The sequence below is a fragment of the Metabacillus rhizosphaerae genome, from assembly GCF_037201795.1.
GTDB classification, from domain to species: Bacteria; Bacillota; Bacilli; order Bacillales; family Bacillaceae; genus Metabacillus; species Metabacillus rhizosphaerae.
Window position 1 is genome coordinate 215,327 of record NZ_CP147403.1, and the last position, 25,918, is coordinate 241,244.

The following is a 25,918-nucleotide window of genomic DNA, read 5'->3' on the forward strand; positions in this document are numbered from 1 at the left end:
CCTTAGTTGCCTCCTGTTGAATAAAATAATAGCTCTTCCTCATTGGTTAAGTCCGTTTCTAATTCTTTTGCAACCTGTCCATCATATAAAACATATAATCGAGTGGTAATCCCCATTATTTCTGATAACTCAGAGGAGGCATAGATAATTGCCTTTCCTCTTTGTGCCAGCTCACATATAAGCTCAAAAATATCTTTTTTCGCTCCGACATCCACGCCTTTAGTTGGTTCATCAAAGATATAAACGTCTGCATCAGCTATTAACCATTTTCCTATGGCAATTTTTTGTTGATTACCACCAGACAGATTTTGGACTCTTGCTTCTTCTGAAGGTGTTTTAATCCCTAGACTTTCAATAAGCTCTAATGCCTTTTGCTTTTCTGCCTTATGATTTAAGAAACTAAAAGGCCTTGTAAAAGCACCCAGATTTGCTGCGGTTAGATTTGTTGCAACTGACTCCATAACAAGAATTCCTTCTTTTCTTCTTTCCTCAGGTACTAATGCGATTCCTTGTTTTACTGCTTGATATGGATTTGATAAAGTTAACACCTTACCTCGTAGTTTTACCTCACCTGACTTTATTTTTGCTTCTCCGAATAAAGCTTTACATAATTCCGTTTTACCAGCTCCAACTAAGCCTGCAACCCCAACAATTTCACCCTTATGAACTGACAGAGAAATATTTCTTATTTTATCCGTATCTGAAAGAGTGTTTACTTCAAAGATCTTTTCACCAATTTGAGAGTGTTTTTTCGGGAATTGTTCTTGCAATTCCCTGCCTAGCATTTGTTCCACTACCTTACCTGTCGTGGTATCAGCAACAAACTCATGTGAAACTAACTTACCGTTCCTCATAATTGTAATTTCATCACAGATTTCAAAAATTTCTGGGAGCCGGTGGGAAATAAAGATGATTCCTACATCCTTCGCTTTAAGCTCTTGCACGATCCTGAACAACTCTTTTGTTTCTGAATGGCTAAGCGGGGCTGTTGGTTCATCTAATATAAGAAATTTACAATCTGTCGAGACTGTTCTAGCAATCAGTACCATTTGTTTTTCTGCCAAGGTTAACTCGCTAACTAATTTTTTGGAGGAAACATGAATGTTTAGGCTGTTCAAAATAACTGTTGCTTTTTTATGAAGATCCTTCCACCTTACAAATTGTCTTTTCCCCATGCCATTAACAGTATTTGATAGCATAATATTTTCCCCTACTGTTAAATTTGGTATGAGCGCAGTATCTACCTCTTGGTGAACAATTTGAATACCACAGCCTTGTGCTTCCTTTGGGGTACGGATATTTGTTTTATGATCATCAATTAAGATCTCACCAGTGTAATGGTCATAGGCACCTGATAAAACCTTCATTAACGTTGATTTCCCAGCACCATTTGCTCCAATTAGAGCATGGGTTGTACCACTTTTCATTGTAAAATCTACAGAATCTAATGCCTTCACACCAGGAAATTCGATTGAGACTTCTTTCATTTTTAATACTGTATGAATCATCATTTACCTCCTCTGATGTTAATGGAGAAAATTTTGCTATTATTCTATCAAAACCTATTTTTCATCTGTGGAGATTTCTACCAGTATATGGGGGATAAAAGCAAACACCCTCTTATACTAGACCAAGAGAGTGTTCGCTCATTTTCTTAAGAAATAGATTTTACTTTTTATAATACTCTTTTAATGTCTTCATCCATTCCTCTTCAAATGCGGTAGACTGTCCCCAACCTTCAACAGTATTTGCAAGATTTACCATATTAATAGGCTCGTCTGATTTCCCTAATACTTCACCAGAAATAAGTGATGCTTCAAGGTTATACGTTGCTGGCGTTTCTTCACCAGCTAGCTTTTTAGCTAACAATCTCATGTCAACTGCTCCAATTAACTTTGGATCAACTGCTGCCGTATATTTCCAAGAGCTACTCTTATCTTGCATTTCTTGAAGATCTGCATTCGATACATCAATACCGTAAATCTTAATTTCATCTCTACCAGCTTCTTTAATTGCACGTGCTGCACCGATTGCAAATGCATCCCATGTCGCGAAGATTGCATCAATTTCACCTTTAGGATGTTTATTAAGCATTGCTGCTACAGCATTTTGCGTTTTTACAGAAGTATCAGCTGCTGCCACTCCAAAGCGCTCAATTTCTTTAATACCAGAGTTACTAGCCAATTTCTCTTGGTAAACTTGATTACGTCTAACCATCGGAGGAAAGCCATCTACCCAAAGATACACAATATTTGCTTCACCATTAGTATCTTTAATAAGTTGGTCTAATGCTAATGTTGCAAGTGCTTCATCATCCTGAGATGTTAATGTTACATTTTCAATTTGTGCTAATTTTTCCGTTGAATCAAATGTAACAACACTTTTCCCAGCATCAACTAGTTTTTGAACCGCATTAACAGTTGCAGCGTCATCTCCGTGAGAAATAATAAATCCATCATAATCTTCTTCTAGTCCTTGTGCTATGGCATCATGAAATTTTGCCGTGTCTCCATTAGCTGTAAATACATCTACTTGAAAGCCTAATGCCTCTCCTTCTTCCTTCGCACCAGCTAAAAATTGTGCTGTATGATCATCTCCACCGATTTTACGAATGACTTTTATTTTCGCTCCCTCACCCTTAGCAAAGCGTTCTGGAACATTCTCCAATGAAACGTCTGGATTGCCCTTTGCTTTTGCAGGCTCATTAGTTTCTCCACCATTTGACGAACAACCTGTTAATAACAATGTAAATACGAGAATAAAAATAAATGCAGAGTGAAAAACTTTGTTTTTCATGATTGTAAACTCCCCTTTTCTTTTTTTAGTATATTTTTACTTTATTAACATCTATTATCTCTATTTAAATAAAGACCTTAGATAACACAAAAAACCTCTCTAAGATAGAGAGGTTTCGCCACAAGAATATATAGGAGTCTCCTCTCTTATCTTTCAAAACCGTAACGGTTTTGCAGGATTTAGCACCAATTCTATAATAGAACGGTTGCCGGGCGTCATCGGGCCAGTCCCTCTGCCACTCTTGATAAGAGATCGAATATGCAATTAAGTAAAGATAAGAATATGTATACTTTAATAGTGTATAGCATTAATGTCAACTATTATTTGAATATTTATATTAAATGATTTTTTTAAAAATTACCTCTTATTATGTTATAGGAAAATAATAATGTATCCATTTGATTATTACTCCCATTTACAGTTTGAATGCTTTCCCCCACAGACACAGGTGGTAAATCTCAGTTTGTTAAATTAATTATTTGATAAATTTTTTGATAGTAACTGTAAATACCAAGGGAAGAAGAATCTAAAAAGTGTAAAATAAACAGGAATTCCATACCATGTATTCCAATCGTTATTTACCATGTATCCAGACTTAACTAATCCTAATTCTAAGACAAAACATAATAATGTAAAAACAAAAGCAAAAATCCATTTCTTGTGAGGTTTATAAAAATTTACATAGATAGTAGCAATACTCGCAGGTACAAAGCTAATTAACATAGCATCACCTGGCTCGATTGTTTGTTTTTTTGCTAGGTCAAATAAATCGATTAACGACCCTGCAATGCTATCAGAAATCCAAGAAAACCCACTTGAGAAAACAATAGTAATAAATATACCGACCCATGTTAGATTTTTTTTTGGCATGATTAATACGAATAATATTGTTGTTATTACTAAGGTCCATACATACCATTCACCTTCATACTTCATTAATTCCATTAAATCACCTTATTATCATTTATTTTCAAATCAATTATCTTTTATGTTTATCTTGATATAATTAGTTGGAAAATATACCAATTCCTCCTCATCACCCTTTAAGCCTATGTTAATAAGGATAAAAGTAAAGAGGTTGTATAGAATAATGATGTGCAAAAGGAGGTGGAAGAATGCCAAATCGAAATGATAACAAATTTAGAAAAATTGAATCTGAAAGCGCGAAACAAGGGAAATCTCAAGAAGAGTATGCTGCTGAGCTTGAGAGGAACCGTGCGAGAAGTCAAGGAAAAAAATAATTGTATACTTAATGTTAAAGGTGAGCATTTTACTGTGCTTGCCTTATTTTATTTGCAGAATATAAGGGATCTAGTCCACTAAGTAAAAAGCATAAGTACATGGTGTATAACCAGTACTTATGCTAGAGACCTCTAAGCGATCAAACCCTATACATTAACTTTTACGCGCTTTTTTATAGATCGATCAAGAACAAGCGGCAGAACAAGAATAACTCCAATGACCATGCAAACAGCTGATACCTGATATGAAATCCCCAGACCCACCTGTTGTTTTAAGATTCCCGCTAAACTCATCATCAGTACCATCGCGCCCATAAAAAGAGGTGTCATGATCCCGTTTACTCTCCCTACAAAAGATTCCTCAGCATTTTGAAGAATCATTGTATTAATACTAATTTGAATAGCTGGCATCATTAATCCTGTGAAAAACTGGGCTATTAAAGTTAGCCATAAAATCTCCGAGAACCCAATGACTGAAATCATTAGGGCATTTACAAACATACCCGCTGCGAGCATTCGAATCGGTGTTACTTTCTTTGATAAAGCTAACGCGATTCCACCTCCAATAATCATAGCAATTCCGTTTATCGCCATAAACCATTGGACAAACTCCTTATCCATTTGAAGCTGTTCTGTCACAATAAAGATACCTAATGGTTGTATTAAACCAACAGCCAATCCTGCTACGAAGAAATTAGCACCTAGGATGGTGAGAAATCTATTTTTCATAACATACTTAAATCCTTGCACAAATTCTTCTAAAACTGTTGTTTGCTCATCAGTTTTTTCTACCAACTTATCGGCAGGTAAAAACATAAGCGCTACTGCTGAAAGTAAAAACATGACACCTGTGATTGCAATAGATACTTCTATCCCATATTGCTGAAATACAACTGTTCCAATAACAGGTCCAATAATCATAAATAAAGCAAACATCGTTTGATAAATTGACATTCCCATTTGCAGTTGTTTTTCAGGAACATGCACCTTAAATAACTTCATACCTGAAGGCTGAGAAAACTGAGAGAGAATTGAGGAAATAAGCATCGCAAAAAAGACGACCATCCAAGTTGCGAATATTAATGTTAGTAACACAGCAAAAACAGAAATAGCACTTAAAATATCACACCAAACCATCGTTTTCTTCGGCTTCCACCTGTCTGCAAATGTACCGCCAATGATTGAGAAAATAAAAATCGGAGCAAACTCTGCAACTGAAATCATTGAAACCGCAAATGGATCTTCATTTGTTTGCTCCATGACAAATAATAAAACAGAAAAATTTCTTACCCAAATACCAAGCTGCAAGAATAAGCCAGAAAGCAATATCGCTCTTACAAACCGATTTCCCAAAAACTCCTTAAAGCTTGTTTCTTGTTTCATCCTTTTTATCCTCCACTATTCAGCAATCTAAAAATGAATTCACGCACCATATATAATAATTCCACATATCCCAAATAATTCCTTTTATATGATGAAGTTTCAATTATTTTATCGTTAATCCCGTATACAGATTAAGTATTCATGTAAGTATATATACTATTATGACGAAATTAACTTAGTAAATTAACCTTTTGCCTTTCTATTGGTATAATGGAAGACAGAACTTATTTTTACATATAAAAGAAAGGTTTGATCTGACTTGGAACACAATTCCTCAAACTTTATAAGAAGTATTATTACAGAGGATCTTGAAACTGGAAAACGTGATAATGTCTACACACGTTTCCCGCCAGAGCCAAATGGCTATCTCCATATTGGTCATGCAAAATCAATCGTGATTAACTTTGGACTAGCAGATGATTTTAATGGTAAAACAAACTTAAGATTTGATGACACAAATCCATTAAAAGAAGATACAGAATACGTTGAAGCAATTAAAGAAGATGTAGAATGGCTAGGCTATGAATGGGATGGCATGTTTTTTGCTTCCGATTATTTTGAAGAAATGTATAATCGCGCAATACTCCTCATAAAAAAAGGAAAAGCATATGTTGATGACTTATCTGCTGATGAAATCAGACAATATCGTGGGACATTAAAAGAGCCTGGGAAAGAAAGCCCTTATCGAAACCGTTCTATAGAAGAAAATATTGATTTATTTGAGCGCATGCGTAAAGGTGAATTTGAAAATGGAACAAAGGTGCTTCGTGCAAAAATTGATATGTCATCACCAAACATAAACTTGCGTGATCCAGTTATTTACCGCGTATCACATACGACACATCATAATACTGGTGATGCTTGGTGTATCTATCCGATGTATGCTTTTGCACATCCACTGGAGGATGCAATTGAAGGAATAACACATTCTTTATGTACAACAGAATTTGAAGATCAACGCCCACTTTATAACTGGGTAATTGAAGAATGTGAAATGGAGCATAAGCCACAACAAATTGAATTTGGTCGTTTAGGCATCACAAATACAGTAATGAGTAAGCGTAAATTAAAGCAGCTTGTTGATGAAAAGTTTGTTGATGGCTGGGATGACCCTCGCATGCCAACAATTTCAGGTTTACGCAGAAAAGGGTACACACCAGAATCCATCCGTGAATTTGTTAAAGAAACTGGTGTATCAAAAGGGTCTGGAACAGTTGATGAGGCAATGCTTGAGCACTTTGTGAGAGAAGACTTAAAGCTAAAAGCACCACGTACGATGGGGATATTAAAACCTTTAAAGGTAGTTATTACAAATTATCCTGAAGATCAAGTGGAAATGCTTGATGCTGAGATCAATCCTGAAGTTCCTGAGATGGGTACAAGACAAATTCCATTTTCACGTGAAATTTATATTGAACAGGAAGACTTTATGGAGGATCCTCCAAAAAAATACTTCCGTCTCTTCCCTGGTAATGAAGTACGTTTGAAACACGCATACTTTATAAAATGTGAAGATGTGATTAAAGATGCTGATGGAAATGTCATTGAAATTCATTGCACTTATGATCCTGAAACAAAGAGTGGTTCAGGGTTTACAGGAAGAAAAGTAAAAGGAACGATCCACTGGGTCGACGCTAAACATGCGTTACCAGCTGAATTTCGTTTATATGAACCACTTATTCTTGATAAGCTTGAGAAAGAAGAGGACAGTACGGAACAAGTAAGCTCTGAAGAAAAAACATTCCTTGACTTTGTTAACGATCAATCATTAGAAGTTCTACAAGGCTTTGTTGAGCCTAATATGAAGGAAGTAACAGCTCACGATAAATTTCAATTTTTCCGTCACGGTTACTTCAATGTAGATCCTAAGCATTCTACTAATGAAAAAATCGTGTTTAATCGTATCGTTTCGTTAAAGAGCTCTTTTAAATTGAAGTAATATAACAAAAGCGCAAGCGCCTTGAACAGCCTCGGGCAATAAGATGATTTAGAATAGAAGGCGTTCTTTGCCTTCAATTCTAAATTAGCTAGACCCTAGAGGGGCTAGGCGCTGGAGCTGGATGTAGTGCGCTTATCCACAGTACAAGAATTTTAAAATTTCTAACGATAAAAAAGCAGATTCCCTACTAGATATAAGTGGAATCTGCTTTTTTTACTCTTTTTTAGGTAACGGTAAGTGAATTAGAAAGGTTGTGCCCAAGTCAGATGTTTCAAACAAATCAATACTTCCTTGGTGGTTTTCAACAATTCGTTTTACAATCATTAACCCTAATCCTGTACCGCTTTCCTTAGAACTTGAGAAAGGATCGTAGATCGTTTTCAACATCGAAGGAGAAATCCCTGAACCACAATCCTTTAAAAAGACCTGATAGTCCTTTTCAGTCACCTGTGAATAAATGTCGATTACTCCTTTTCCGCCCATTGCTTCAATGCTGTTTCGAATCAGATTATGGAATACCTGTTTTATCTGTTTTGCATCTAAATACAACGGTGTACGTTCCAATTTTATGTTAAATTCAATCTCCTCTGAGGACTGAATAATAAGCGGCAAAAACTCAGCTAAAATATCTTCAAGATACGTTTCCTTCTTAATCGGTGCTCCAGGTTTTGAAAGCAGTAGCATTTCTTCAATAATCACATTGATTCGTTCTATTTCCTTCATGATGAGCGGCATATGATATTGATTTCTATGTTGTACTGAAAATGACTGATTCATTAATGATAAGAAACCATGTACAACCGCTAACGGATTACGAATTTCATGTGCTGCACCAGCAGCCATTTCTCCTACAACAGCCAACTTTTCCGACTGATGTATTCTTTTTTCTAATTCGTCTGTTTCCGTTATATCAATAAAATTCATTATCCAACCAATGACGCAGTGATGCTGATTTAATAGCTCTGTTTTAGAGACTAATAAAAATCTTTGACCGCCTTGTGTGCTAAATGGAACCTTAGTATGCTTACAAGCCTTCTTCGATGACAAAATCCGCCAAAACTCTTCATTGACTTCATCACCTTGAATAGAAACAAGCTCTTTTACCTGTTCTTTATTCTTATTAAGCAGTTTGATTGCTGATGTATTCAATGAAATTTCTGAGGTTTTATCATTGATCGTAATAATACCTACTGGCAATGAATTTAATATTTGCTCTCGATAAATTTTATCATTCATTATTGTGTTAAATGATTCTTTAAGTCGTCTGGACATTTGATTAATCGAAAGTGTTAAATGCTGAAGCTCTAACTGATTCGTTGAGTGAAGTGTTAACCCATATTGCCCATTAGCAATACGATCTACTTTACCTATCATTGTTTCAATTGGATTTGTTAAGCTAGCACTAATCCGATACGAGACTAAAATCGATAACCCTATCGCTAAAGTAGTTACAAACATCAATAGCCATAGTGAACCCTTAATTATATCGGTAAACGTATTAGAATGCCCATTTAATTTTGAATAAGATGCTTCTTTTGCTGCTTGTATCTCTTGCTGTAGCTTAGTGAGCTGTGGGAGGAAATTAAATTTAATATACTCTTCTGCTCCCTTTTTATCATTGTAGTTAAGAAGTCCTTGAACATTGTTAACAATTACAAAATCAAGTAAGTCCACTCTTTTATTAAAGTTATCAAGGGATTTTGGTAATGAATTCTCTTCTAACTCTTCAGAACTTTGTGCATCATAATTCTGATAATCCTCTACCAAGTTACAGCACATATCATTGTCAATAACACTTTCAACAATATATTCCTTTACATCTAACTCCTCTTCTATCTGAGAAAGCCAAAAAAGCTCTGGAATGTTTGTCCCCTTAATCTTATTACTTACTTGAGTTATATCCTCAATTGACTGGACTAGAATAAGAGAAAATCCGCTAAAAATTAAAGTAAATATAAGGAGAATTGTGAGAATTTTGCTACGAAAAGACATATCTCTTATTATTTTTTTCATCACAATTTCCTTACCTCCTTCTAAGGAAACGTTAGTTCCCCACTACTATATCTCTTCATTTCAGCTTCAATATACTTTATATCTTGTGCAGAAAACATTGGCCCAAAAGGAGCCAAGCTATATACTCCGTGGCTCTCATTTAGAATTACTTTTCCTGATGGCATACCAGAACCGCTAAAATAATCTTCCATTACGGCCACATATGCTTGTGAAACATCATTCATCACACTTGTTAAAACTTGTTCTTTCCCCATATATGATTGATCATCAAGGTAACCAATGACATACACATTCTCTTTTTTTGCCAAATCTATGACATCTCGGTTGTATGAATTACCTTTACTATAAATAACATCTACACCCTGTGCAATTAACTCCTTCATAAGTTGAGTTGCCTTGACACCATCATCTCTACTTCCAACCGCTTTATAGTACGATTTTGAATTAGGAGAATAATAGGCTAAACCTCTCTCAAATTCAGAAATGTTTTCCTTTGGTTCAAATGGATAAAGTACCCCAACCTTATTGGTTTTAGTTTTTAGAGCAGCAGCTAGTGCTGCAAAGTATTCAATTTCACCTTGATCAAACGTATAAACGGTTTGATTAGGATATTTAGATGACCCATGAATTGTAACAAATTGAACATCTGGATGACTTAGTGCTGTTGCAGTAAAAACATCAGAAAACTCCCGACCATGTCCTATTATTAGTTTTGATCCTTCGTTAATTGCAGCAGTTATTGTTTCACTCATCAATTTATCTGTTTCTATCTCACTATAAAGCTTAACATCAACTGGATACTGTTCCTCTATCTTTAATTGCCCTTTATATGCTAAACTACCCCAACTTTGATCTGCAACGATATCTGAGGTAATAATTGTTACCTTTGTTTTTTCTAATCTATTGCCAGAGCTAGTTTCGGCCTCCAACATAATCCCTTTTGTTTGAAGGATAATTGTTCCTACTATTACAATAACAACAATCAAGGTGATAAACCCTATTATTCTTAGTTGTTTGGATTGTTGCAACTTTTTTCTCCCCTAACTATAGTACTATTCTCCTTCAAACATTATAACGAACCAAACACAATCAATCTACAAATATCTAATAATATCTACACAATTCGACAAAACCTTCACAAAACTAAGGGTCAGTCTCCAGCATTGAGTTCGCTGAAGAGACTGACCCTCATAAATATTGTTCTATTAACCAATCTCTTAGTTCAGCTTTCAACTGTATGTGAATTGGAGCTGTTGCCTCTTTCTTGTATTGCTTCATTAGATTTAATATCGTTTTTTCACCCTTATACTCTTTAAGCATATGATCCATGTTCTTTATTACGACTGTCTTTGCATCTAGCTTTCCAAGATCATCCACTCGCTTTAAATCCTCTGAATTCGCTTGGACATCCTTGTCACCTGTTATAGCCAATATTGGACAATTTGCCTGTCTTAAAGCGTCAAGAACGTTTTCTAAACGATATAAAAAGTGCTCTCTAAACCATTTGGCAGGCATTTTTTTCAGCTTAAACCTAATCGTATCACCTTCAGAGCCTTCCATTTTAATAAAAAGTTCTTCTGACTGCTTTACTATTTTATATTCTTTTACAAGAAACCTTAACAGCTTGCCTTTAATCCCTTTTAGTCGTTTAATTTCCTCAAGTGTTTGACGATTTTGATACATCATTGGCTCTTTTAAATTGGTTGCTGCTCCACCAATCAGAACTAATCCTGCAACAGGTGTTGTTTCATTTACCTTTGTGGCTAGAATACATCCTTCACTGTGTCCAAGCAAAATGATCTTTTCACTATTAACTTTACTATGCTGCTTTAAAAACGAAATTGTACTATTTACGTCATTAGCAAGGTCCAGCATTCCACTTCTGATCGGATCGCCTTCACTTTCTCCAACAGACCTCTTATCATAACGAAGTGTGATAAAGCCCAAATTCGTTAAAAAGTGGGCAAGTTCCTTATATAAATTTGTAACAAGTGCCGGCTTTTTCATATTCCCATCTCTGTCTGCACTACCTGAACCGTTAATGATGACAATAGCTGGATACTGATCAAGATCAGTGTTCGGCAATGCCAGTGTTCCTTTTAATATTACATCACTTTTGATACTAACTAATTCTTCTATTATAGAGTTCATAAGTGACAATCTCCTTTTGTTTTCATTATCAATAATGATAACATTAATCCTTAGAAAGTTATAGACTTTTTTTGTAAATTTTTCTTTACAAGTTTCTAATTAATCCTCATCTTTGACATCTATATCCTCTGGTATTGGCTCTTTCAGATATTCATCATATAACATTTTATATTTCTCAACTTGTTCTAAGTGTGATTGAAACTGATTTTTATAAATTAAGTATTCTTCACCATCATATAGGGATCTAATTTTCTTTTGGAGAACTAAGCTTTTTACAAGTTCCTCTGGTAAAGACAAGTAATCAGCTGTCTCTTTAATCGTTAAATACATTTTTATCATTCCTTTAGAAATACTGAAGTATATTTTGAAACACCTTGAAATATTACAATGCACAAACAAAAGCCTTCCCTAAAAAGATTATAAGGAAAGGCTTAAAAAGTAAATATTTTTCTCGTTTATTCTATTTCACCAAGAAGTTCAAATGCTTCTTTTTCTGATTGAGCTGCTAACAATTGATCTCTAAAAGTATCATCCATTAACTTACGTGAGAGCATTTGCAGAATTTTCAAGTGTGCATCACCTTGACCGGTTTTCGGTACAGCAATCATGAAAATTAGTTTTGCCTCTGTACCATCAAGACTTTTCCAGTCTACACCATCTTCTTTAATTCCAAATACAACTCTTGGCTTTGTAACTGCATCTGATTTCCCATGAGGGATCGCGATGTTCATTCCAATTCCAGTTGAACTTTCATTTTCACGATTAAGGATTGCTTGTTTGAATTCTTCTCTTGAAGTTAATGCACCTTCACTATCTAGCTTTGCAATCATTTCATCAATGATCTCGTCACGTGTATTTCCTTTTAATTTCGTATTAATAAGGTCGAGGCTCGTAATATCAGTTAACTTTTTGACCTCTTCAACTACTACCTCTCTGTCCTTTTCTCGTTGTTGCTCAAACTTTTCCTCAGTAGATACTATCTCCGCTCCTGTTGAGGCCTCCATCAAAGCGACATCTTTCTTTAAGAAGTTAACAATAATAGCTGCAACAAACGCTCCAGCGGCAATGGCTACAAAGAACATTAACACATTATCTACTGCACCAAGTACAGCAACAATTGGACCTCCATGTGCTACACGGTCTCCAACATTCCCCATCATTGCAATAACAGAACCTACCATAGAACCTGCCATAATACTTGGAATAACTCGAAGTGGATCCTGGGCAGCGAATGGGATCGCACCCTCTGTTATTCCGAATAATCCCATCGTAAAGGATGCTTTACCAGCTTCCCTTTCAGAAGGTTGAAATTTCTTTTTGTTTAAAAATGTTGCAAGTCCCATTCCAATTGGTGGGATACAGATCGCAGCTGCAATTGGACCCATGATTTCATAATTTCCTTCACCAATCATTGCCGATCCGAAAAGGAAAGCAACTTTATTTACGGGTCCCCCCATATCAAAGGAAACCATGGCACCTAGAATAAGAGCTAAAAGAATTGAGCTTGAGCCTTGCATACCTGCCAACCAAGCTGTTAATGATTCAAACACTTGTGCAACTGGTGCACCAATAATAAATACGAATGCTAAACCTACAATTAATGAAGCTATAACGGGAATAATAATGATTGGCATGATTGGTTGAATAGCTCTAGGAACCTTCATCTTCTTAATAGCTAAAGCAACATACCCTGCAAGGAAACCAGCTATGATCCCCCCAATAAAACCTGCACCTGCTTCACTTCCATAAAAACTGCCATTGGCTGCAATATAACCACCGATCATACCTGGTGCAAGTCCTGGTCTATCGGCTATACTATAGGCAATAAAACCAGATAAGATTGGAATCATGAATGTAAATGATGCTGCACCTAGCTTTTCAATTGTTTTCCAGAAAGAATCATCTGGAATCACTAGGCCACCAGGAGTTTTTTCTCCACCAAGTGTTAAGGCAACGGCAATTAATAATCCACCAATTACGATAAATGGGATCATATAAGATACTCCATTCATTAAGTGCCGGTAAATTGGATTTTGTTTATCCTTCTTTGAGCTATTTTCATCACTAGCTTTATTTGATCCACCTTGAAGAACTGGAACTTCACCATTCATATGCTTTTTGATGAGCTCATCAGGTTTACGAATTCCGTCTTGAACCCCGACAACTAATACCTTTTTCCCTACAAAACGATCTTTATTAACAGTTTTATCAGCGGCAATAATAATTCCATCAGCTTCAATAATATCCTTTTCGGTAAATTCATTTTCTACTCCAATGGAACCTTGAGTTTCAACTTTCATTGAAACACCTATTTTATCTGCTGCTTTTTGTAAATTTTCAGCAGCCATATACGTATGTGCAATCCCGTTCGGGCATGATGTAATCGCTAATAGCTTCATGAAATAACCTCCTTATGTGTTTATGAATCGCTTACATATACTATACTTCATGAATTCGACAAAAAAAGATAAGATTTTTACCGCAGCTACGGAAAATGAGAATTTAACATTTCACCTTATTGGTTAGGTTTCTTTTTTATGGAAACTTTATTCTCAAATTTTCATTTAATTTAAAACGTTCTCCGCACGATTGAATTACTTTGAATCACTTCATCATGCTTTTGAAACTGAACTCATTTAACCTCTATTTGTTGACAGTTGAACCACTTTTCTATTTTTTTGAACCGGTTCGCTCTTGGATTGAATCACTTCATACGGTTATTGAACCACTTCACCATGCTTTTGAACCTAACCCCTACTTTCAACCTCTATTTGTTGACTTTTGAACCACTTTTCTATTTTTTGAACCGGTTCGCTCTTGGATTGAATCACTTTATACGGTTATTGAACCACTTCACCATGCTTTTGAACCTAACCCCTACTTTCAACCTCTATTTGTTGACAGTTGAACCACTTTTCTATTTTTTTGAACCGGTTCGCTCTTGGATTGAATCACTTTATACGGTTATTGAACCACTTCACCATGCTTTTGAACCAACCCTATTTATAAACCTCTTTTAATGACATTTAGACAATCTTTTTAATCTCGGACTAAAAAAAGCACCGTTCAAATTTCGAACGGTGCTAAACCTTGCTACTATATGCTACCATTTTTCAACCTTCACTAAATCAAAAGTCAAAATTGTCTGGATCCGGGCCAACTCTTACATTTTGATTTAGACTATCAATGCGTTTCATATCTTCTATTGATAGCTCAAAATCAAATACATTCGCATTTTCAACAATTCGATTGCTTTTAGTTGACTTAGGTATCGTGACAACACAATTTTGTAAGTCCCAGCGCAAGATAACTTGAGCAATCGATTTTTTATATTTATCGGCAATTTCTTGTAGTTCTTGATTATCTAGTAATTGACCTTGCATTAAAGGTGACCAAGCCCCGAACTGGATTCCATGCTTTTGACAAAATGCTTGTAGTTCCTTTTGTGTCAAACGTGGATGGTACTCAACTTGATTTACCATTGGTTTTACTTTAGCATCTTTGATTAATTCTTCAAGATGGTGTACCTGGAAGTTACTTACTCCAATAGCTTTTACTTTCCCTTCATTATAAAGAGTTTCTAACGCTCTCCATGCCTCTTTATACTTACCTTCTACAGGCCAATGAATGAGATATAGATCTAAGTAATCCAAACCAAGTTTTCTTAAACTAGTTTCAAAAGCTGCAATTGTAGATTCGTATCCTAAATCTGCATTCCAGACTTTTGATGTAATAAATAATTCTTCTCTAGCAATGCCCGTTTCTTTCAAAACTTCTTGAACAGCTTGTCCTACACCTTCTTCATTCTCATAGATCGCTGCTGTATCAATACTTCGATAGCCATGTTTAATCGCTGTTTTCACAGCATTTACTAACTCAGGGCCTTCCTCTACTTTAAATACCCCTATACCAAACCAAGGCATTTTTACCCCGTTATGCAAAGATGTTGTATCTTGTAAATGATTAACCATTCTATATAAACCTCCTATTTTAGCTACGTTTTTTCAAAATATTTTCTAACTAAAGAAGAATTACCTCCTTTTAAAAAAATACATTTCCCACAAATTCCTACGCCGCCTTACTTACCTGATCCTTTCGTTCAAGTGCTAGACTAAAGCCAGTTAGAATTGCGGCTATTAAAACCATCATCGCACCGATCCATGAAGTATGAATGAGTCCAATAGAATCTGTAATCAATCCACCCAGATATGAGCCGATTGCAATGCCTGCATTAAATGCAGCAATATTAATTGCAGAGGCCACATCAACCGCACTCGGTACAAAACGTTCTGCTAGGATCACAACATATACTTGTAATCCTGGTACATTCATGAAAGCTAGTAACCCCATTAAAAGTATCGTAATAAGACCAGCTAATTTAAATGGTGCTGTGAACATCAAAATAACAAGAACAATAGCTTGGACAATAAACATATAAAACAATGAACCAAGTGGATTTCGGTTAGATAACTTTCCACCAATCATATTCCCGATTGCTATTGCAATTCCGTAAACTAGCAAAATAATCGCAACTGTTTCACTCTTAAAGCCAGTAATCTCTTGTAATAATGGCGATAAATACGTAAATACAACGAATGTTCCGCCATAACCTAATGCAGTAATAATAAATAGTAGTAATAAACGACCGTTTGTCACAAGTTTGACTTGGTCTCGAATGCTTGTCGGAAGTCCTTTTCGTAAATCAGATGGAATAAGAATGCTGTTGGCAATAAACGCAATAATACCAATGACAATAATCGCGAAAAAGGCAAATCTCCAGCCGAATTGTTGCCCGATATATGTTCCAAATGGAACTCCTGTAACCGTTGCAACTGTAAGTCCTGTAAACATAATTGAAATAGCACTAGCTCTTCGATTCTCTGGTACTAAATCTGCTGCAATTGTCGAGCCAATGGACATAAACACACCATGTGACAAGGCCGAAATGATCCGAGCTACTAGTAAGACACCAATACTTGTTGCACTAGCAGCTAAACTGTTACCTATAATAAAAATCACCATAATCCAAAGCAATAAGGATTTACGCGACATGCTTGATGTTAAAGATGTTAAGATAGGTGCTCCGAAGGTCACTCCTAACGCATATAAAGAAACAGTTAACCCTGCAGTGGTCACAGGAATATTTAAATCTTCAGCTATTAGTGGTAGTAATCCTACACTAATAAATTCTGTCGTCCCAATGGCAAATGCACTTACTGCTAATGCAAGCAATGCCAGAGTACTACGCTTTTTATCTATCGACATAATTTCTCCTCCTATTTTTCGTTTAAATTACTAATAATAGAAACAAACGATAAAATGAATAAAATAAATAGTTGCTATCGGCTTGCAAATGTTATTATGAATTATGGAAACTCAATTGGAAAGTACGCACTTTTTTGTGCTGAAGGCACCTAAAAGTTATATAGGTACTTTTTAGTACCTATATTTAGGAGGGGTTATATGGAGAAAAAGAAATACAATATATCAGTCGAAGCAACGCTAGAAGTAATTGGCGGCAAGTGGAAATGCGTCATTCTTTGCCATCTCACACATGGGAAAAAACGTACAAGTGAATTAAAACGTCTTATGCCAACGATTACACAGAAAATGCTAACTCAACAATTACGTGAATTAGAGCAAGATGGGGTTATTAATCGCATTGTTTACAATCAAATCCCGCCAAAAGTTGAATATGAACTAAGTGATTATGGAAAGAGTTTAGAAAGTATCTTGTCATCCCTATGTGATTGGGGAGAAAAACATATCACAAAAGTTTACGGAGATAAATATTCTGTCCTAGAAGAAAGTATTTTAAATAATTAACTGCTGAAATGAATTTCATTAACTCTTTTTATAAGGCCCTTTTCTAAAAGATTGTTGTTTCTGAATAAAACTGATTAGGTTGATTGGTGCGGAAAGTGCGAGACTCCTGTGGGAGTAGTGGGACAGATGAGACCCCGCAGGCGCTTCGCGCTGAGGAGGCTCATCGCCCGCCCCACGGAAAGCGAGCATCCTCTCGCTGCAATCAACCAACCCAATACTATTTTAAAAGCAACAAAGTTTGCGAAAACAGCCTTTTATAAAAAACCTGTTAAATTGACGATCATTTAACAGGTTTTTCTCGTTCTCTTTCACTTATTTAACAGCGATAAAAATTGATCGATCGACATTGCTTCAGTTAATTTCTTTATTAACCTAGGCTGTTCACTAATTGACGATAATTCCCGAAATAGTTGCTTTGTAGCTTGTTGGTCTTGATTGGGAACTGCTAGCATAAAGACTAGTGAAACCTTTTCTGTTTCCCATTCTATTGGATGCTTTAAGGTTGCTACTGCGATAGCAGGCTTTCTAATTAGCTTTGGGTTACCATGTGGAATGGCTATGCCTGATCCAATCGTTGTTGCTGACATCCTTTCCCTAATGATAGCACTATGACCATACTCATTTTCTACAAATCCTGCTTCATATAATGCGTTTGCCAGTTTTTCTATAATTTTAAAGCGATGATCACTGACTTGATTTAGAAAAAGTGTGGAAGTTTCGATAAACTGATTTAACATACTATGATGTTGATTTTCTTCAGTTGATGACGTTTGTTGTGCAATAAATGCTTTAAGCCTATTTTCTTCTGCCCCTTCTAATAAAGGTGATATGACAATATGAGGAATTATGACATCGGGTAGATCAATCGTTGAAATAATCAGATCTACCTCATGGTCAATTAAATAGTCTCGTAAATCAGCTTTTGCAATACAACCAATTATGTTTACAGATTGAATTTTCTTCTCTATCTTCGCATTTAATAATTGCGACATTCCAATGCCCATATGACAAACGATGATCACATTTTGGTCATTTCCTATAGTTTGACGAAGCCTTTCAATTGAAGCCTGAAAGTGAATCGTTAAATATGCAGCTTCTTCCTCTGGAATTGCAATTGAAAACGAATGATTGATTTCCTCTAATACATGGATGACCGAATCAAATACATATGGGTACATCCTTTTGATTTCATTAAGCATTGGGTTAGAGACTGTAAGACCGTACGTTAAGCGATTTAAGGCTGAGTATAAATGGATATGCAGACCTTCTTTTAACGAGTTGTCATTCTTAAAGTCAACCTTAGTTAGTTCAGTCATATTTGATATGAGTTCTTTAATAATAGCCGAAAGTTGAGCATTCATTTGGGGATTTTCATAGAGCTCATTAATTTCTTGGTTATGCTGTATTCGAAACCTCCCACCTAGTAAATGCAATGTAAAATAAGCAATTTCCTCCTCCGAAAAGTGCACAACGAACATAATTTCAAGCTTCTTTAGAAATGTATGTGCCCATTGAAATTCCAACTTATCCATTACGATGTTCATATCTTCATTAGCGAGAGAAATAGGTTGCCCTAATTTCATTCTTCTGATCATTAGAAGTATATGAGTTAAAAGTCTGTCATTTGTTTCATCAGTGAAAAATAATGAATGGAACCGTTGAAAGTCTAGTAATTCTCTTTGGATTATTTTAATTTCATGTTGTGAAAACTTGTTTAGTAAAAATACCAACCCTGTTGCTGATTCCTTGTTTAAATCAGACAAGTTTGCTAAAGCCCTTCTTTTATTTGTTTCAGAACCCTCTATGCTTAGGCCAATTTTTTGTTTTGATTGTAAGGATAATTCTTTTTGAGTTAACCATTTCTCAAGTTTTTCTAGATCCTTTTTTATAATAGATTTATTAACATAATGTTTTTCTGCAAGTTCCTGCGCAGAAATTGGCTCTCTGCTCATAATGAGTTCATAAGCAATATGTAAAAGTCGAGTTGAATCCTCTTCATCTTTAGTCATTGAGCTAGTTAACTGAAGCATTTGAAAAAGCTGAGCTTTTTCAAGATCATCTATATCGATATATACACCCAGACCAGGCTTGCGAATCAACTTTGCACTTGTGTTTTCTCGCAAATAAATCTCAATTGTTTTAAAATCATTTCGAATTGTTTTCTCAGAATAACCTACGCGTTCCGCGATATCCTGCACAAATAGTGGCTTTCCAGATTTAGTTACTAATATTCTTAAAATTTCCTTTTGTCTTTCATTCATTCTTTTCACCTATTTCTTGTTGTAACGCCTTACATTTATCTACTCCATTTATACCATAAGAAGTTCCTTATTAACAAAAACAGAAACGAAATTCATTTGCTTTATATATATGTCATTCAGCCATATTGCTTATTATTCATTATTTAACTTGTAATACAGCTAAAAAACACTTATAATTAATTATAAATACTTATATATACTTAAAAACACTTAAATGAGGGCTGGTTTAATGTTCCAAGAAGAAAGATTACGCTCCATTATCGATTATTTAAAAAAAGCGAAACGAATATCTGTTGATGAAATCTGTAGCCTTTTTGATGTATCAAGAGATACAGCAAGAAGAGATTTAGTAAAGCTCGAGGAAGATAAAGCGATTATCCGAACACGAGGAGGAGCCATTCTTCCTTCAGGGCAGCATGTGATTAAGGATTACTCTAATCGTTTAAGCTTAGTCTCATCTGAAAAGAAACGGATTGGAAAAAAGGCTGCCTCACTAATAATGCCTGGTGATTACATTATTCTAGATACATCAACAACCGTTCAAGCATGTGCAGAACATTTAAAGGATATTGAATGTACAGTTATCACGAATTCCATAAATCAAGCTGATATTTTAGCGAAGAATTCACAAGCTCATATTCAATTACTTGGTGGGGAATTCCATAAAGAACATCGTTATTTATACGGAACTTCTGTCATTGAAAAACTTTCACATTACCATGTAGACAAAACATTCATTGGTTGTGTTGGTATTTCTGAAAAAGGTTTAACAGTTGCCCATGAAGAGGATGGGATGGTCATGCAAAAAATGATGCAGCAAGCAGATCAAGTTATCCTCCTAGCAGATCATACAAAGATTGGTGTTACTGGTTATTTTCGCTGTGCAACCTTAAACGATATTGATTTATTTATCACTGATCAGGAAATAGATGAAGAATTTCAAGAGCTTCTTGAGAAGCATGGAGTAGAATTACTGATTGTATCTCAGATCACATGATGGAGGTCGATAATATGACGAAATTGATTGCAATCGATTTAGATGGGACTCTCTTAAATAGTAAGAGTCAAATAAGCACTGAAAATCTTGAAGCAATTAAAAATGCTCAAAATGCTGGGATTGAGGTTGTTATCGCTACTGGCCGTGCTCATTTTGACGTGCAAGCTCTTTTTAAAAACACTGGGGTAAAAACGTGGATTATAGGAGCTAATGGGGCTACGATCCATGCCCCAGATGGTTCACTTTATTATTCGCAACCAATCGAACCAGAGCTAGCCCATGATATCTTGCGTTCTTTAGAAGAAGATGGCTACTATTATGAAGTCTTTAGTAAGGAGTGTATTTTCACATCTCAGAATGGAAGAGAGCTTTTGCAAATAGAAATTGATCGAATGAAAAGTGCAAATCCCGAAGTTAATAGCTCAAGCTTAGAGGAAGCTTTAGTGAAGCAATTTAGTCAAACCGGCTTTTGCTTTATTGATTCTTATAAAGATATAAAGAATGCTTCTGCAGAGATTTATAACATCCTTGCTTTTTCGTTCTTCGAGGAAAAGTTAGAAACTGGGTGGGCAAAATACGGAAACATAGATGGACTAACAATCGTATCCTCAGCACATCATAACTTTGAGCTTGAACACTGCGAAGCATCAAAAGGGAATGCCTTAAGACGCCTTTCGGATAAGCTCGATATTCCTATTACTAAAACAATTGCAATCGGTGATAGCATGAATGATGTTTCCATGCTATCACTAGCGGGTAAAGGGATTGCGATGGGAAATGCAAGGTTAGAAGTTAAAGAAATTAGCGATGAAATTACTTTGACAAATGATGAGCATGGTGTTGCAAAGATCCTCCTATCCGAATTAATAGAATGCTGATAATATAAGTCATATAATTTTAGCCAACCAAACCTCGGCGTAACACCTTAAAGGTAGCGTGACGAAGATGGTTGGCTTTATCTTTAATTATCTATTATTATTCTTTCAAGTTTTCTAGGTCAGTCATAAAACTTTTATTTTTGATGCCTGATCGTAATAAATGAAGATCAACCTCAACCTCAACTTCAGCTTTTGAAAATACTTCATCCCACTTGCTTTCTTGTTTTTTGAATTTTTGCGGGTCTTGGCGATATAATGCTTCACCAAATCCAAAGATGTCTACACTGAATTCTTCTTGAATATTCTGGATCATAGTCGTAATATCTTTTTTTACTAGTTCATTAATTTTTTTCTCATATTCCATAAAAACGTCAATTTTCGTTAGATCATTTGTACATTCCGATCCTTGTATTTTTGTTTCCCCTGTAATCTTCACCATAAGTTTGGGACTGTTATTTTTGTAACTTACGCTAATTTTAGTATTAGACCTAGAAACCCTTACATCGAAATAAAGTTGTTCCTCCTCTTCTCCTTCTCCACACGGTATACTTAAGCTCGTATGTTTTAACTTTTGAGTCCATAAATAATCTCTTGTTTCCTTCAATGGTATAGACCCAAGCATTTTATCATCCTTAAAAATAGCAATCCCATCTATGAGGATAAGCGCCTCTGGATCTAACGATTTATTATTCTCTACATTTTTCCCCTTCTCTACATCACCCTTTAATACAACAGTTGCCGCAACTGGATTTTTGCCTTTGGTATAGACCCAATCAATCGCACGCGGGGATCTCCTCCCCATTCCTCAAGAAACGTATTAATTTGTTTATGGAGTTTTAAAGATGGACTTTTTTGAATAGGGTATGTGATTTTTGTGAAATCAGAGGCAGGATTTCCCTTTGTAATAAGGATATTAAAGTCATTACGGAAATGCCCGCTCCTCTCTAAAAAATCTAAAAAGCCAAACAATCCCTCTCGTGCAATTTCTTCATTGATAAAAACAATTCGCGTATGAGAATAAATTAGCTTACGAGTCAATCCAACATTCATTTTATTAGATAATTCCGATAGAGAGTTTCCCTCTAATGAATAGGTAATAACTGGTGTATTTCCTAGAGATCCTTGTTTTCCAAACTCTGGGGAATTAACTAATTCAACCGTCATTCTATACTTTTTTTCTTCGCCGGGATCAACAGCAATTCCTGTAACAATTGATACGTCATTTAACTCTTCTTTATCCCAACAACCTGTTAATAGGAAGGACATTAACACAAAAAAACCAATCATTTTTTTGTTCATTTTGAATTCTCCCCCCGTGAACTCGAATCAGGTGGGGAAGGTGCTGACGATCCTTTCTCTTTTACTGGAGCATCTGTTACTAAGTAGGAAGGTCTATTTCGATCTGACCAAATAGGGAATCTTATAAAGACGTCTTTCTGGTCCTTTAGCTTAAATGGAGCTACAGGTGTTAAATAAGGGACTCCAAATGTTCGTAAACTCACTAAATGAATAACCATTATGATGAGAGAGATAAGAATTCCATATAACCCTAAGGAAGCAGCCATAAATATTAAAATAAACCTTATAAGGCGAGCAGCGATTGAAAAATTATATATTGGAGAAACAAAGCTGGCGATAGCAGAGAATGATACAACAATAACTAATACATTGGAAACTAATCCAGCTTCAACCGCAGCTTGTCCGATTACAAGTGCACCAACTATGGATAGCGTTTGCCCAACTGCTCTAGGCATCCTTACCCCTGCTTCACGCAAAACTTCAAATGTAAGCTCCATTATTAATATTTCAATAACAGCTGGAAATGGTACACCCTCCCTTTGACCTTGAACACTAATTAAAAGCGGAGTCGGTAAAAGTTCATGATGATAAGTTGTTATCGCCACATACAGCGAAGGAAATGTTAAGGCAATCATAAAAGCAATATATCGAATGATTCGAATAAAGCTTGTCATAAAAAAAGGTTGGTAATAGTCCTCTGTTGACTGAAAAAAATCAGTAAAAACAGAGGGAACGATCAATACAAAAGGAGTCCCATCAAGAAAAATTGCAATTTTACCTTCTAACAGATTCCCACTAATACTATCTGGGCGCTCAGTATTGAAAATGAGAGGAAAAAAAGTATAGTTATCATCTGTAATAAACTCCTCAATATTCCCAGTATCTAGTACACCTGATGTTTTTATTTTTTGAACTCTTTGTTTGACTTCATCTAATATATCCTCATTAACAATTCCCTTCATATAACCAATTACTAGCTTTGTATGTGAGTCCATTCCAACATGAAAATTTTCAAACACAAGCCGCGGATTCTTTATTCTTTTTCTAACTAATCCGATATTTGTATCAATATCTTCTACAAAACCATCCTTTGGTCCCCGAATTATCGTTTGTGTACTTGGCTCAGAAATTGATCGTTTATCCATTCCACCAATGTTCAAACCCAAAGCCTTCATATGCTCATCTACTAATATAACTGCAAAGCCGTTGAGCATCTGCCATACAATCTGATGGAGTGTCTGTGCATACTCATATGCAACTGCTGGAAAATAGGCTTCTCTAATTTTCTCAATATCTTTATCATTTTCTTTAGCCTCTTTAAATGCGCCTCTTAAAGGTTCTAATACTTGTGAATTTAGCTCATTTTTATTCAGTGTCGTACCTAAATAGCAAACACAACCGTTCCTGCTACCTATTTTAATATCAATTTTTTGATAATCAGATGTTTGATAAAATAACTCATGCAAACTCTTTAAATTAATTTCTAGCTTAGGGTCATAATCCTTTGGAATACCTTCCTTGTCAAAAATCTCTTTCTCAGTTGTTTCTCCACTTTTTTTATTTTTTCTACGCTGAAACATATAAGAAAGTTTACTCATAGACTAGACTCCTTTTCCTGCTTCTTCTTCGTTTTCCATAATAAAATAGGGAGCACTATAGCAGGGAAAACAAACTGAAATGGAATATGCATATATAGGGGAACAAACTTGAGACCTTCCTCTATATGCTCTACAAAGTTATTGCTAATAACTACTGTGAGAAACCCAATTATAGTACCCATCGGCATTGTCATGGTACGATAAGGTCTTTTCGTAATAAGCTCAAGCCCTTTTAATCCACCATAAAAGAAAATACTTACCTTTACAATAATTCCAAACATAACGAAAAAAACAATGATCAAATCCACCCGTTCTATAAAATTCAATAAGGATATTTCACGTGAAGCACTTAGTAAGGGAAAATTAGCTCTTTCTTTTAAATCTATTCCTAACGTTGCAATTTGAACAAGAGAGCCGTATGTTAACAATAAACCACTAGTTAAAACAGCTGCGGCACTTACCCTTCCAACCTTCTTAGTTTTCCCTACATAAACGATAATAACTGTAAAGGCAATAGCTTCACCAAATGGAAAGGTTAGCAATTGCGGAAATATTGCTTTAAATATAGGCCCAAGTCCATTTGAAAGCACTGGCAATAAATGATGAAATTCTAAGCCTCCTGAAAACCATATGCCTAATCCTGTTGTAACGATAAATGTCACAACATATGGAAAGAAAACTTCACTTGTACGTCCTAACACTTCCAAACCATGTTGGAGCATATAAATGATAACAAGCATCATCGTAATACAGATAACTTCGATTGGAGTAAACTCAAAAATTGTTGAAACCAGTAGCTCACAAAAATCTCTTAATACTCTTGCTGAAAGATAAAAAAAGTAGATTACATACAAAAGAGTGATAAGCTTTCCAATCCATTTCCCAAAACAAAAGACATATATTTCGAAAATATTCTTCCCAGGTAGCCTTGATAATAAAAATACATAATAAAGTACAATAAATATCCCTATTAATGTGGCTAGAATAACAGCTATCCAAGCATCTTGCTTCGCATCATTACCGATCCCAACCAAGGCTGCACTGCCAATTTGAAAGCATATAATAATGATGTATAACTGCCAAAGAGATATCTTCTCTACAAGATTACTCATACTAGGATTTCATTCCATTCTTTTGAAGCTTTCCCTTAATTCCGGCTACAATTGTATAAAGAAACCCAATGAATAAAAAAACAAACACCATCCATTTATTTGTACCAGGTGCTAAACTAAGGATTTTGAGTATTTCGGTTATCAAATCACTCTTATATATAAATGCATCGATTCTTGCTACAAGGACAGTAAGAATTGTCAGGATCATTAGAAACATGAATACTCTCATCGAAACCTTCCTACAACCGTATTTTCACGTCGTCAAGACTGATCGATGATCAGTCTTTTCTTAAAAAGCAACAAAGTTTGCGAAAAAGTTTTTTAAATGGCTCTTTTCTAAAAGATTGTTGTTTATGAACAAAACTGATTAGGTTGATTGGAACGGATATGCGAGACTCCTGTGGGAGTAGCGGGACAGATGAGA

Annotated in this window: 22 protein-coding genes and 1 riboswitch; of the genes, 5 read left to right on the top strand and 17 right to left on the bottom strand. The window is 35.4% G+C overall.

Features of this window, described 5'->3' with window-relative positions; genetic code table 11:
• Nucleotides 1–2: 2 nt before the first annotated feature.
• From WCV66_RS01135 to WCV66_RS01145, 3 genes are all read right to left on the bottom strand, one after another.
• Nucleotides 3–1,508, bottom strand: a complete 1,506-nt coding sequence (locus tag WCV66_RS01135; protein ID WP_338787682.1) for a sugar ABC transporter ATP-binding protein — start codon at nt 1,506–1,508, stop codon at nt 3–5.
• A 160-nt stretch (nt 1,509–1,668) separates the two neighbouring features.
• A complete protein-coding gene (locus tag WCV66_RS01140) occupies nt 1,669–2,796 on the bottom strand; it encodes a sugar ABC transporter substrate-binding protein (RefSeq protein WP_338787683.1) in 1,128 nt (375 codons plus the stop codon).
• A gap of 143 nt (nt 2,797–2,939) precedes the next feature.
• A riboswitch (SAM riboswitch) is annotated at nt 2,940–3,047 on the bottom strand.
• Between the two features lie 220 nt (nt 3,048–3,267).
• Nucleotides 3,268–3,741 carry a hypothetical protein gene (locus tag WCV66_RS01145; RefSeq protein ID WP_338787684.1) on the bottom strand — a complete coding sequence of 158 codons (474 nt, stop codon included), beginning with the start codon at nt 3,739–3,741 and terminating at the stop codon, nt 3,268–3,270.
• A gap of 170 nt (nt 3,742–3,911) precedes the next feature.
• Here WCV66_RS01145 and WCV66_RS01150 point away from each other — a divergent pair, with 170 nt between their 5' ends.
• Complete coding sequence (locus WCV66_RS01150) at nt 3,912–4,037, top strand: hypothetical protein (protein ID WP_260445676.1); 126 nt, start codon at nt 3,912–3,914, stop codon at nt 4,035–4,037.
• Nucleotides 4,038–4,184: 147 nt separating this feature from the next.
• Here the strand turns inward: WCV66_RS01150 and WCV66_RS01155 are convergent, their stop codons facing one another.
• The gene (locus WCV66_RS01155) at nt 4,185–5,420 is read right to left on the bottom strand and encodes an MFS transporter (protein ID WP_338787686.1); all 1,236 of its coding nucleotides are present in this window, start codon (nt 5,418–5,420) and stop codon (nt 4,185–4,187) included.
• A 259-nt stretch (nt 5,421–5,679) separates the two neighbouring features.
• Here WCV66_RS01155 and WCV66_RS01160 point away from each other — a divergent pair, with 259 nt between their 5' ends.
• Nucleotides 5,680–7,359, top strand: a complete 1,680-nt coding sequence (locus WCV66_RS01160) for a glutamine--tRNA ligase/YqeY domain fusion protein (RefSeq protein WP_338787687.1) — start codon at nt 5,680–5,682, stop codon at nt 7,357–7,359.
• Between the two features lie 213 nt (nt 7,360–7,572).
• On the opposite strand, the gene WCV66_RS01165 is transcribed toward WCV66_RS01160, so the two are convergent.
• From WCV66_RS01165 to WCV66_RS01195, 7 genes are all read right to left on the bottom strand, one after another.
• Nucleotides 7,573–9,372, bottom strand: coding sequence for an ATP-binding protein (locus tag WCV66_RS01165; RefSeq protein WP_338789377.1), 1,800 nt, complete (start codon nt 9,370–9,372; stop codon nt 7,573–7,575).
• Nucleotides 9,373–9,392: 20 nt separating this feature from the next.
• Nucleotides 9,393–10,400: a BMP family ABC transporter substrate-binding protein gene (locus WCV66_RS01170; protein ID WP_338787688.1), complete on the bottom strand. Its 1,008-nt coding sequence runs from the start codon at nt 10,398–10,400 to the stop codon at nt 9,393–9,395.
• Nucleotides 10,401–10,560: 160 nt separating this feature from the next.
• Nucleotides 10,561–11,523 carry an alpha/beta hydrolase gene (locus WCV66_RS01175; protein ID WP_338787689.1) on the bottom strand — a complete coding sequence of 321 codons (963 nt, stop codon included), beginning with the start codon at nt 11,521–11,523 and terminating at the stop codon, nt 10,561–10,563.
• A gap of 99 nt (nt 11,524–11,622) precedes the next feature.
• On the bottom strand, nt 11,623–11,853 hold the full coding sequence (locus tag WCV66_RS01180; RefSeq protein ID WP_338787690.1) for an excisionase family DNA-binding protein: 231 nt from the start codon (nt 11,851–11,853) through the stop codon (nt 11,623–11,625).
• Between the two features lie 125 nt (nt 11,854–11,978).
• On the bottom strand, nt 11,979–13,922 hold the full coding sequence (locus tag WCV66_RS01185; RefSeq protein WP_338787691.1) for a PTS fructose transporter subunit IIABC: 1,944 nt from the start codon (nt 13,920–13,922) through the stop codon (nt 11,979–11,981).
• 729 nt (nt 13,923–14,651) lie between these two features.
• A complete protein-coding gene (locus WCV66_RS01190) occupies nt 14,652–15,494 on the bottom strand; it encodes an aldo/keto reductase (protein ID WP_338787692.1) in 843 nt (280 codons plus the stop codon).
• 97 nt (nt 15,495–15,591) lie between these two features.
• Nucleotides 15,592–16,788, bottom strand: coding sequence for an MFS transporter (locus WCV66_RS01195; RefSeq protein ID WP_338787693.1), 1,197 nt, complete (start codon nt 16,786–16,788; stop codon nt 15,592–15,594).
• 198 nt (nt 16,789–16,986) lie between these two features.
• Here WCV66_RS01195 and WCV66_RS01200 point away from each other — a divergent pair, with 198 nt between their 5' ends.
• Nucleotides 16,987–17,349 (top strand): winged helix-turn-helix transcriptional regulator, encoded by a 363-nt coding sequence (locus WCV66_RS01200; protein ID WP_066327978.1) that lies wholly within the window; start codon nt 16,987–16,989, stop codon nt 17,347–17,349.
• Nucleotides 17,350–17,657: 308 nt separating this feature from the next.
• Here WCV66_RS01200 and WCV66_RS01205 read toward each other — a convergent pair whose 3' ends face one another.
• Nucleotides 17,658–19,610, bottom strand: a complete 1,953-nt coding sequence (locus tag WCV66_RS01205; RefSeq protein ID WP_338787694.1) for a BglG family transcription antiterminator — start codon at nt 19,608–19,610, stop codon at nt 17,658–17,660.
• Between the two features lie 229 nt (nt 19,611–19,839).
• Here WCV66_RS01205 and WCV66_RS01210 point away from each other — a divergent pair, with 229 nt between their 5' ends.
• Both WCV66_RS01210 and WCV66_RS01215 read left to right on the top strand, forming a co-directional pair.
• Nucleotides 19,840–20,607: a DeoR/GlpR family DNA-binding transcription regulator gene (locus WCV66_RS01210; protein WP_338787695.1), complete on the top strand. Its 768-nt coding sequence runs from the start codon at nt 19,840–19,842 to the stop codon at nt 20,605–20,607.
• A 14-nt stretch (nt 20,608–20,621) separates the two neighbouring features.
• Nucleotides 20,622–21,485 (top strand): Cof-type HAD-IIB family hydrolase, encoded by an 864-nt coding sequence (locus tag WCV66_RS01215; protein ID WP_338787696.1) that lies wholly within the window; start codon nt 20,622–20,624, stop codon nt 21,483–21,485.
• 97 nt (nt 21,486–21,582) lie between these two features.
• Here WCV66_RS01215 and WCV66_RS01220 read toward each other — a convergent pair whose 3' ends face one another.
• Genes WCV66_RS01220 through WCV66_RS01240 form a run of 5 tightly spaced genes read right to left on the bottom strand, consistent with a single transcriptional unit; the run spans nt 21,583 to nt 25,723 of the window.
• Nucleotides 21,583–22,287 carry a Ger(x)C family spore germination C-terminal domain-containing protein gene (locus WCV66_RS01220; RefSeq protein WP_338787697.1) on the bottom strand — a complete coding sequence of 235 codons (705 nt, stop codon included), beginning with the start codon at nt 22,285–22,287 and terminating at the stop codon, nt 21,583–21,585.
• On the bottom strand, nt 22,209–22,784 hold the full coding sequence (locus WCV66_RS01225; RefSeq protein WP_338787698.1) for a hypothetical protein: 576 nt from the start codon (nt 22,782–22,784) through the stop codon (nt 22,209–22,211). Before WCV66_RS01225 ends, WCV66_RS01220 begins: the two co-directional genes overlap by 79 nt.
• The gene (locus WCV66_RS01230; protein WP_338787699.1) at nt 22,781–24,382 is read right to left on the bottom strand and encodes a spore germination protein; all 1,602 of its coding nucleotides are present in this window, start codon (nt 24,380–24,382) and stop codon (nt 22,781–22,783) included. The genes WCV66_RS01225 and WCV66_RS01230 overlap by 4 nt, the downstream gene beginning before the upstream one ends.
• Entirely contained in the window at nt 24,379–25,494 is a 1,116-nt protein-coding gene (locus WCV66_RS01235) for an endospore germination permease (protein WP_338787700.1), read from the bottom strand. Before WCV66_RS01235 ends, WCV66_RS01230 begins: the two co-directional genes overlap by 4 nt.
• 1 nt (nt 25,495) lies before the next feature.
• Nucleotides 25,496–25,723, bottom strand: a complete 228-nt coding sequence (locus WCV66_RS01240) for a hypothetical protein (protein WP_066327957.1) — start codon at nt 25,721–25,723, stop codon at nt 25,496–25,498.
• Between the last annotated feature and the right edge of the window lie 195 nt (nt 25,724–25,918).

What these genes read in the sequence shown, in the direction of transcription:
- WCV66_RS01135 (WP_338787682.1), bottom strand. Translation starts at nt 1,508, where the DNA reads ATGATTCATACAGTATTAAAAATGAAAGAAGTCTCAATCGAATTTCCT.
- WCV66_RS01140 (WP_338787683.1), bottom strand. Translation starts at nt 2,796, where the DNA reads ATGAAAAACAAAGTTTTTCACTCTGCATTTATTTTTATTCTCGTATTT.
- WCV66_RS01145 (WP_338787684.1), bottom strand. Translation starts at nt 3,741, where the DNA reads ATGGAATTAATGAAGTATGAAGGTGAATGGTATGTATGGACCTTAGTA.
- WCV66_RS01150 (WP_260445676.1), top strand. Translation starts at nt 3,912, where the DNA reads ATGCCAAATCGAAATGATAACAAATTTAGAAAAATTGAATCTGAAAGC.
- WCV66_RS01155 (WP_338787686.1), bottom strand. Translation starts at nt 5,420, where the DNA reads ATGAAACAAGAAACAAGCTTTAAGGAGTTTTTGGGAAATCGGTTTGTA.
- WCV66_RS01165 (WP_338789377.1), bottom strand. Translation starts at nt 9,372, where the DNA reads ATGAAAAAAATAATAAGAGATATGTCTTTTCGTAGCAAAATTCTCACA.
- WCV66_RS01175 (WP_338787689.1), bottom strand. Translation starts at nt 11,523, where the DNA reads ATGAACTCTATAATAGAAGAATTAGTTAGTATCAAAAGTGATGTAATA.
- WCV66_RS01180 (WP_338787690.1), bottom strand. Translation starts at nt 11,853, where the DNA reads ATGTATTTAACGATTAAAGAGACAGCTGATTACTTGTCTTTACCAGAG.
- WCV66_RS01185 (WP_338787691.1), bottom strand. Translation starts at nt 13,922, where the DNA reads ATGAAGCTATTAGCGATTACATCATGCCCGAACGGGATTGCACATACG.
- WCV66_RS01190 (WP_338787692.1), bottom strand. Translation starts at nt 15,494, where the DNA reads ATGGTTAATCATTTACAAGATACAACATCTTTGCATAACGGGGTAAAA.
- WCV66_RS01195 (WP_338787693.1), bottom strand. Translation starts at nt 16,788, where the DNA reads ATGTCGATAGATAAAAAGCGTAGTACTCTGGCATTGCTTGCATTAGCA.
- WCV66_RS01200 (WP_066327978.1), top strand. Translation starts at nt 16,987, where the DNA reads ATGGAGAAAAAGAAATACAATATATCAGTCGAAGCAACGCTAGAAGTA.
- WCV66_RS01205 (WP_338787694.1), bottom strand. Translation starts at nt 19,610, where the DNA reads ATGAATGAAAGACAAAAGGAAATTTTAAGAATATTAGTAACTAAATCT.
- WCV66_RS01210 (WP_338787695.1), top strand. Translation starts at nt 19,840, where the DNA reads ATGTTCCAAGAAGAAAGATTACGCTCCATTATCGATTATTTAAAAAAA.
- WCV66_RS01215 (WP_338787696.1), top strand. Translation starts at nt 20,622, where the DNA reads ATGACGAAATTGATTGCAATCGATTTAGATGGGACTCTCTTAAATAGT.
- WCV66_RS01220 (WP_338787697.1), bottom strand. Translation starts at nt 22,287, where the DNA reads ATGGGGAGGAGATCCCCGCGTGCGATTGATTGGGTCTATACCAAAGGC.
- WCV66_RS01225 (WP_338787698.1), bottom strand. Translation starts at nt 22,784, where the DNA reads ATGAACAAAAAAATGATTGGTTTTTTTGTGTTAATGTCCTTCCTATTA.
- WCV66_RS01230 (WP_338787699.1), bottom strand. Translation starts at nt 24,382, where the DNA reads ATGAGTAAACTTTCTTATATGTTTCAGCGTAGAAAAAATAAAAAAAGT.
- WCV66_RS01235 (WP_338787700.1), bottom strand. Translation starts at nt 25,494, where the DNA reads ATGAGTAATCTTGTAGAGAAGATATCTCTTTGGCAGTTATACATCATT.
- WCV66_RS01240 (WP_066327957.1), bottom strand. Translation starts at nt 25,723, where the DNA reads ATGAGAGTATTCATGTTTCTAATGATCCTGACAATTCTTACTGTCCTT.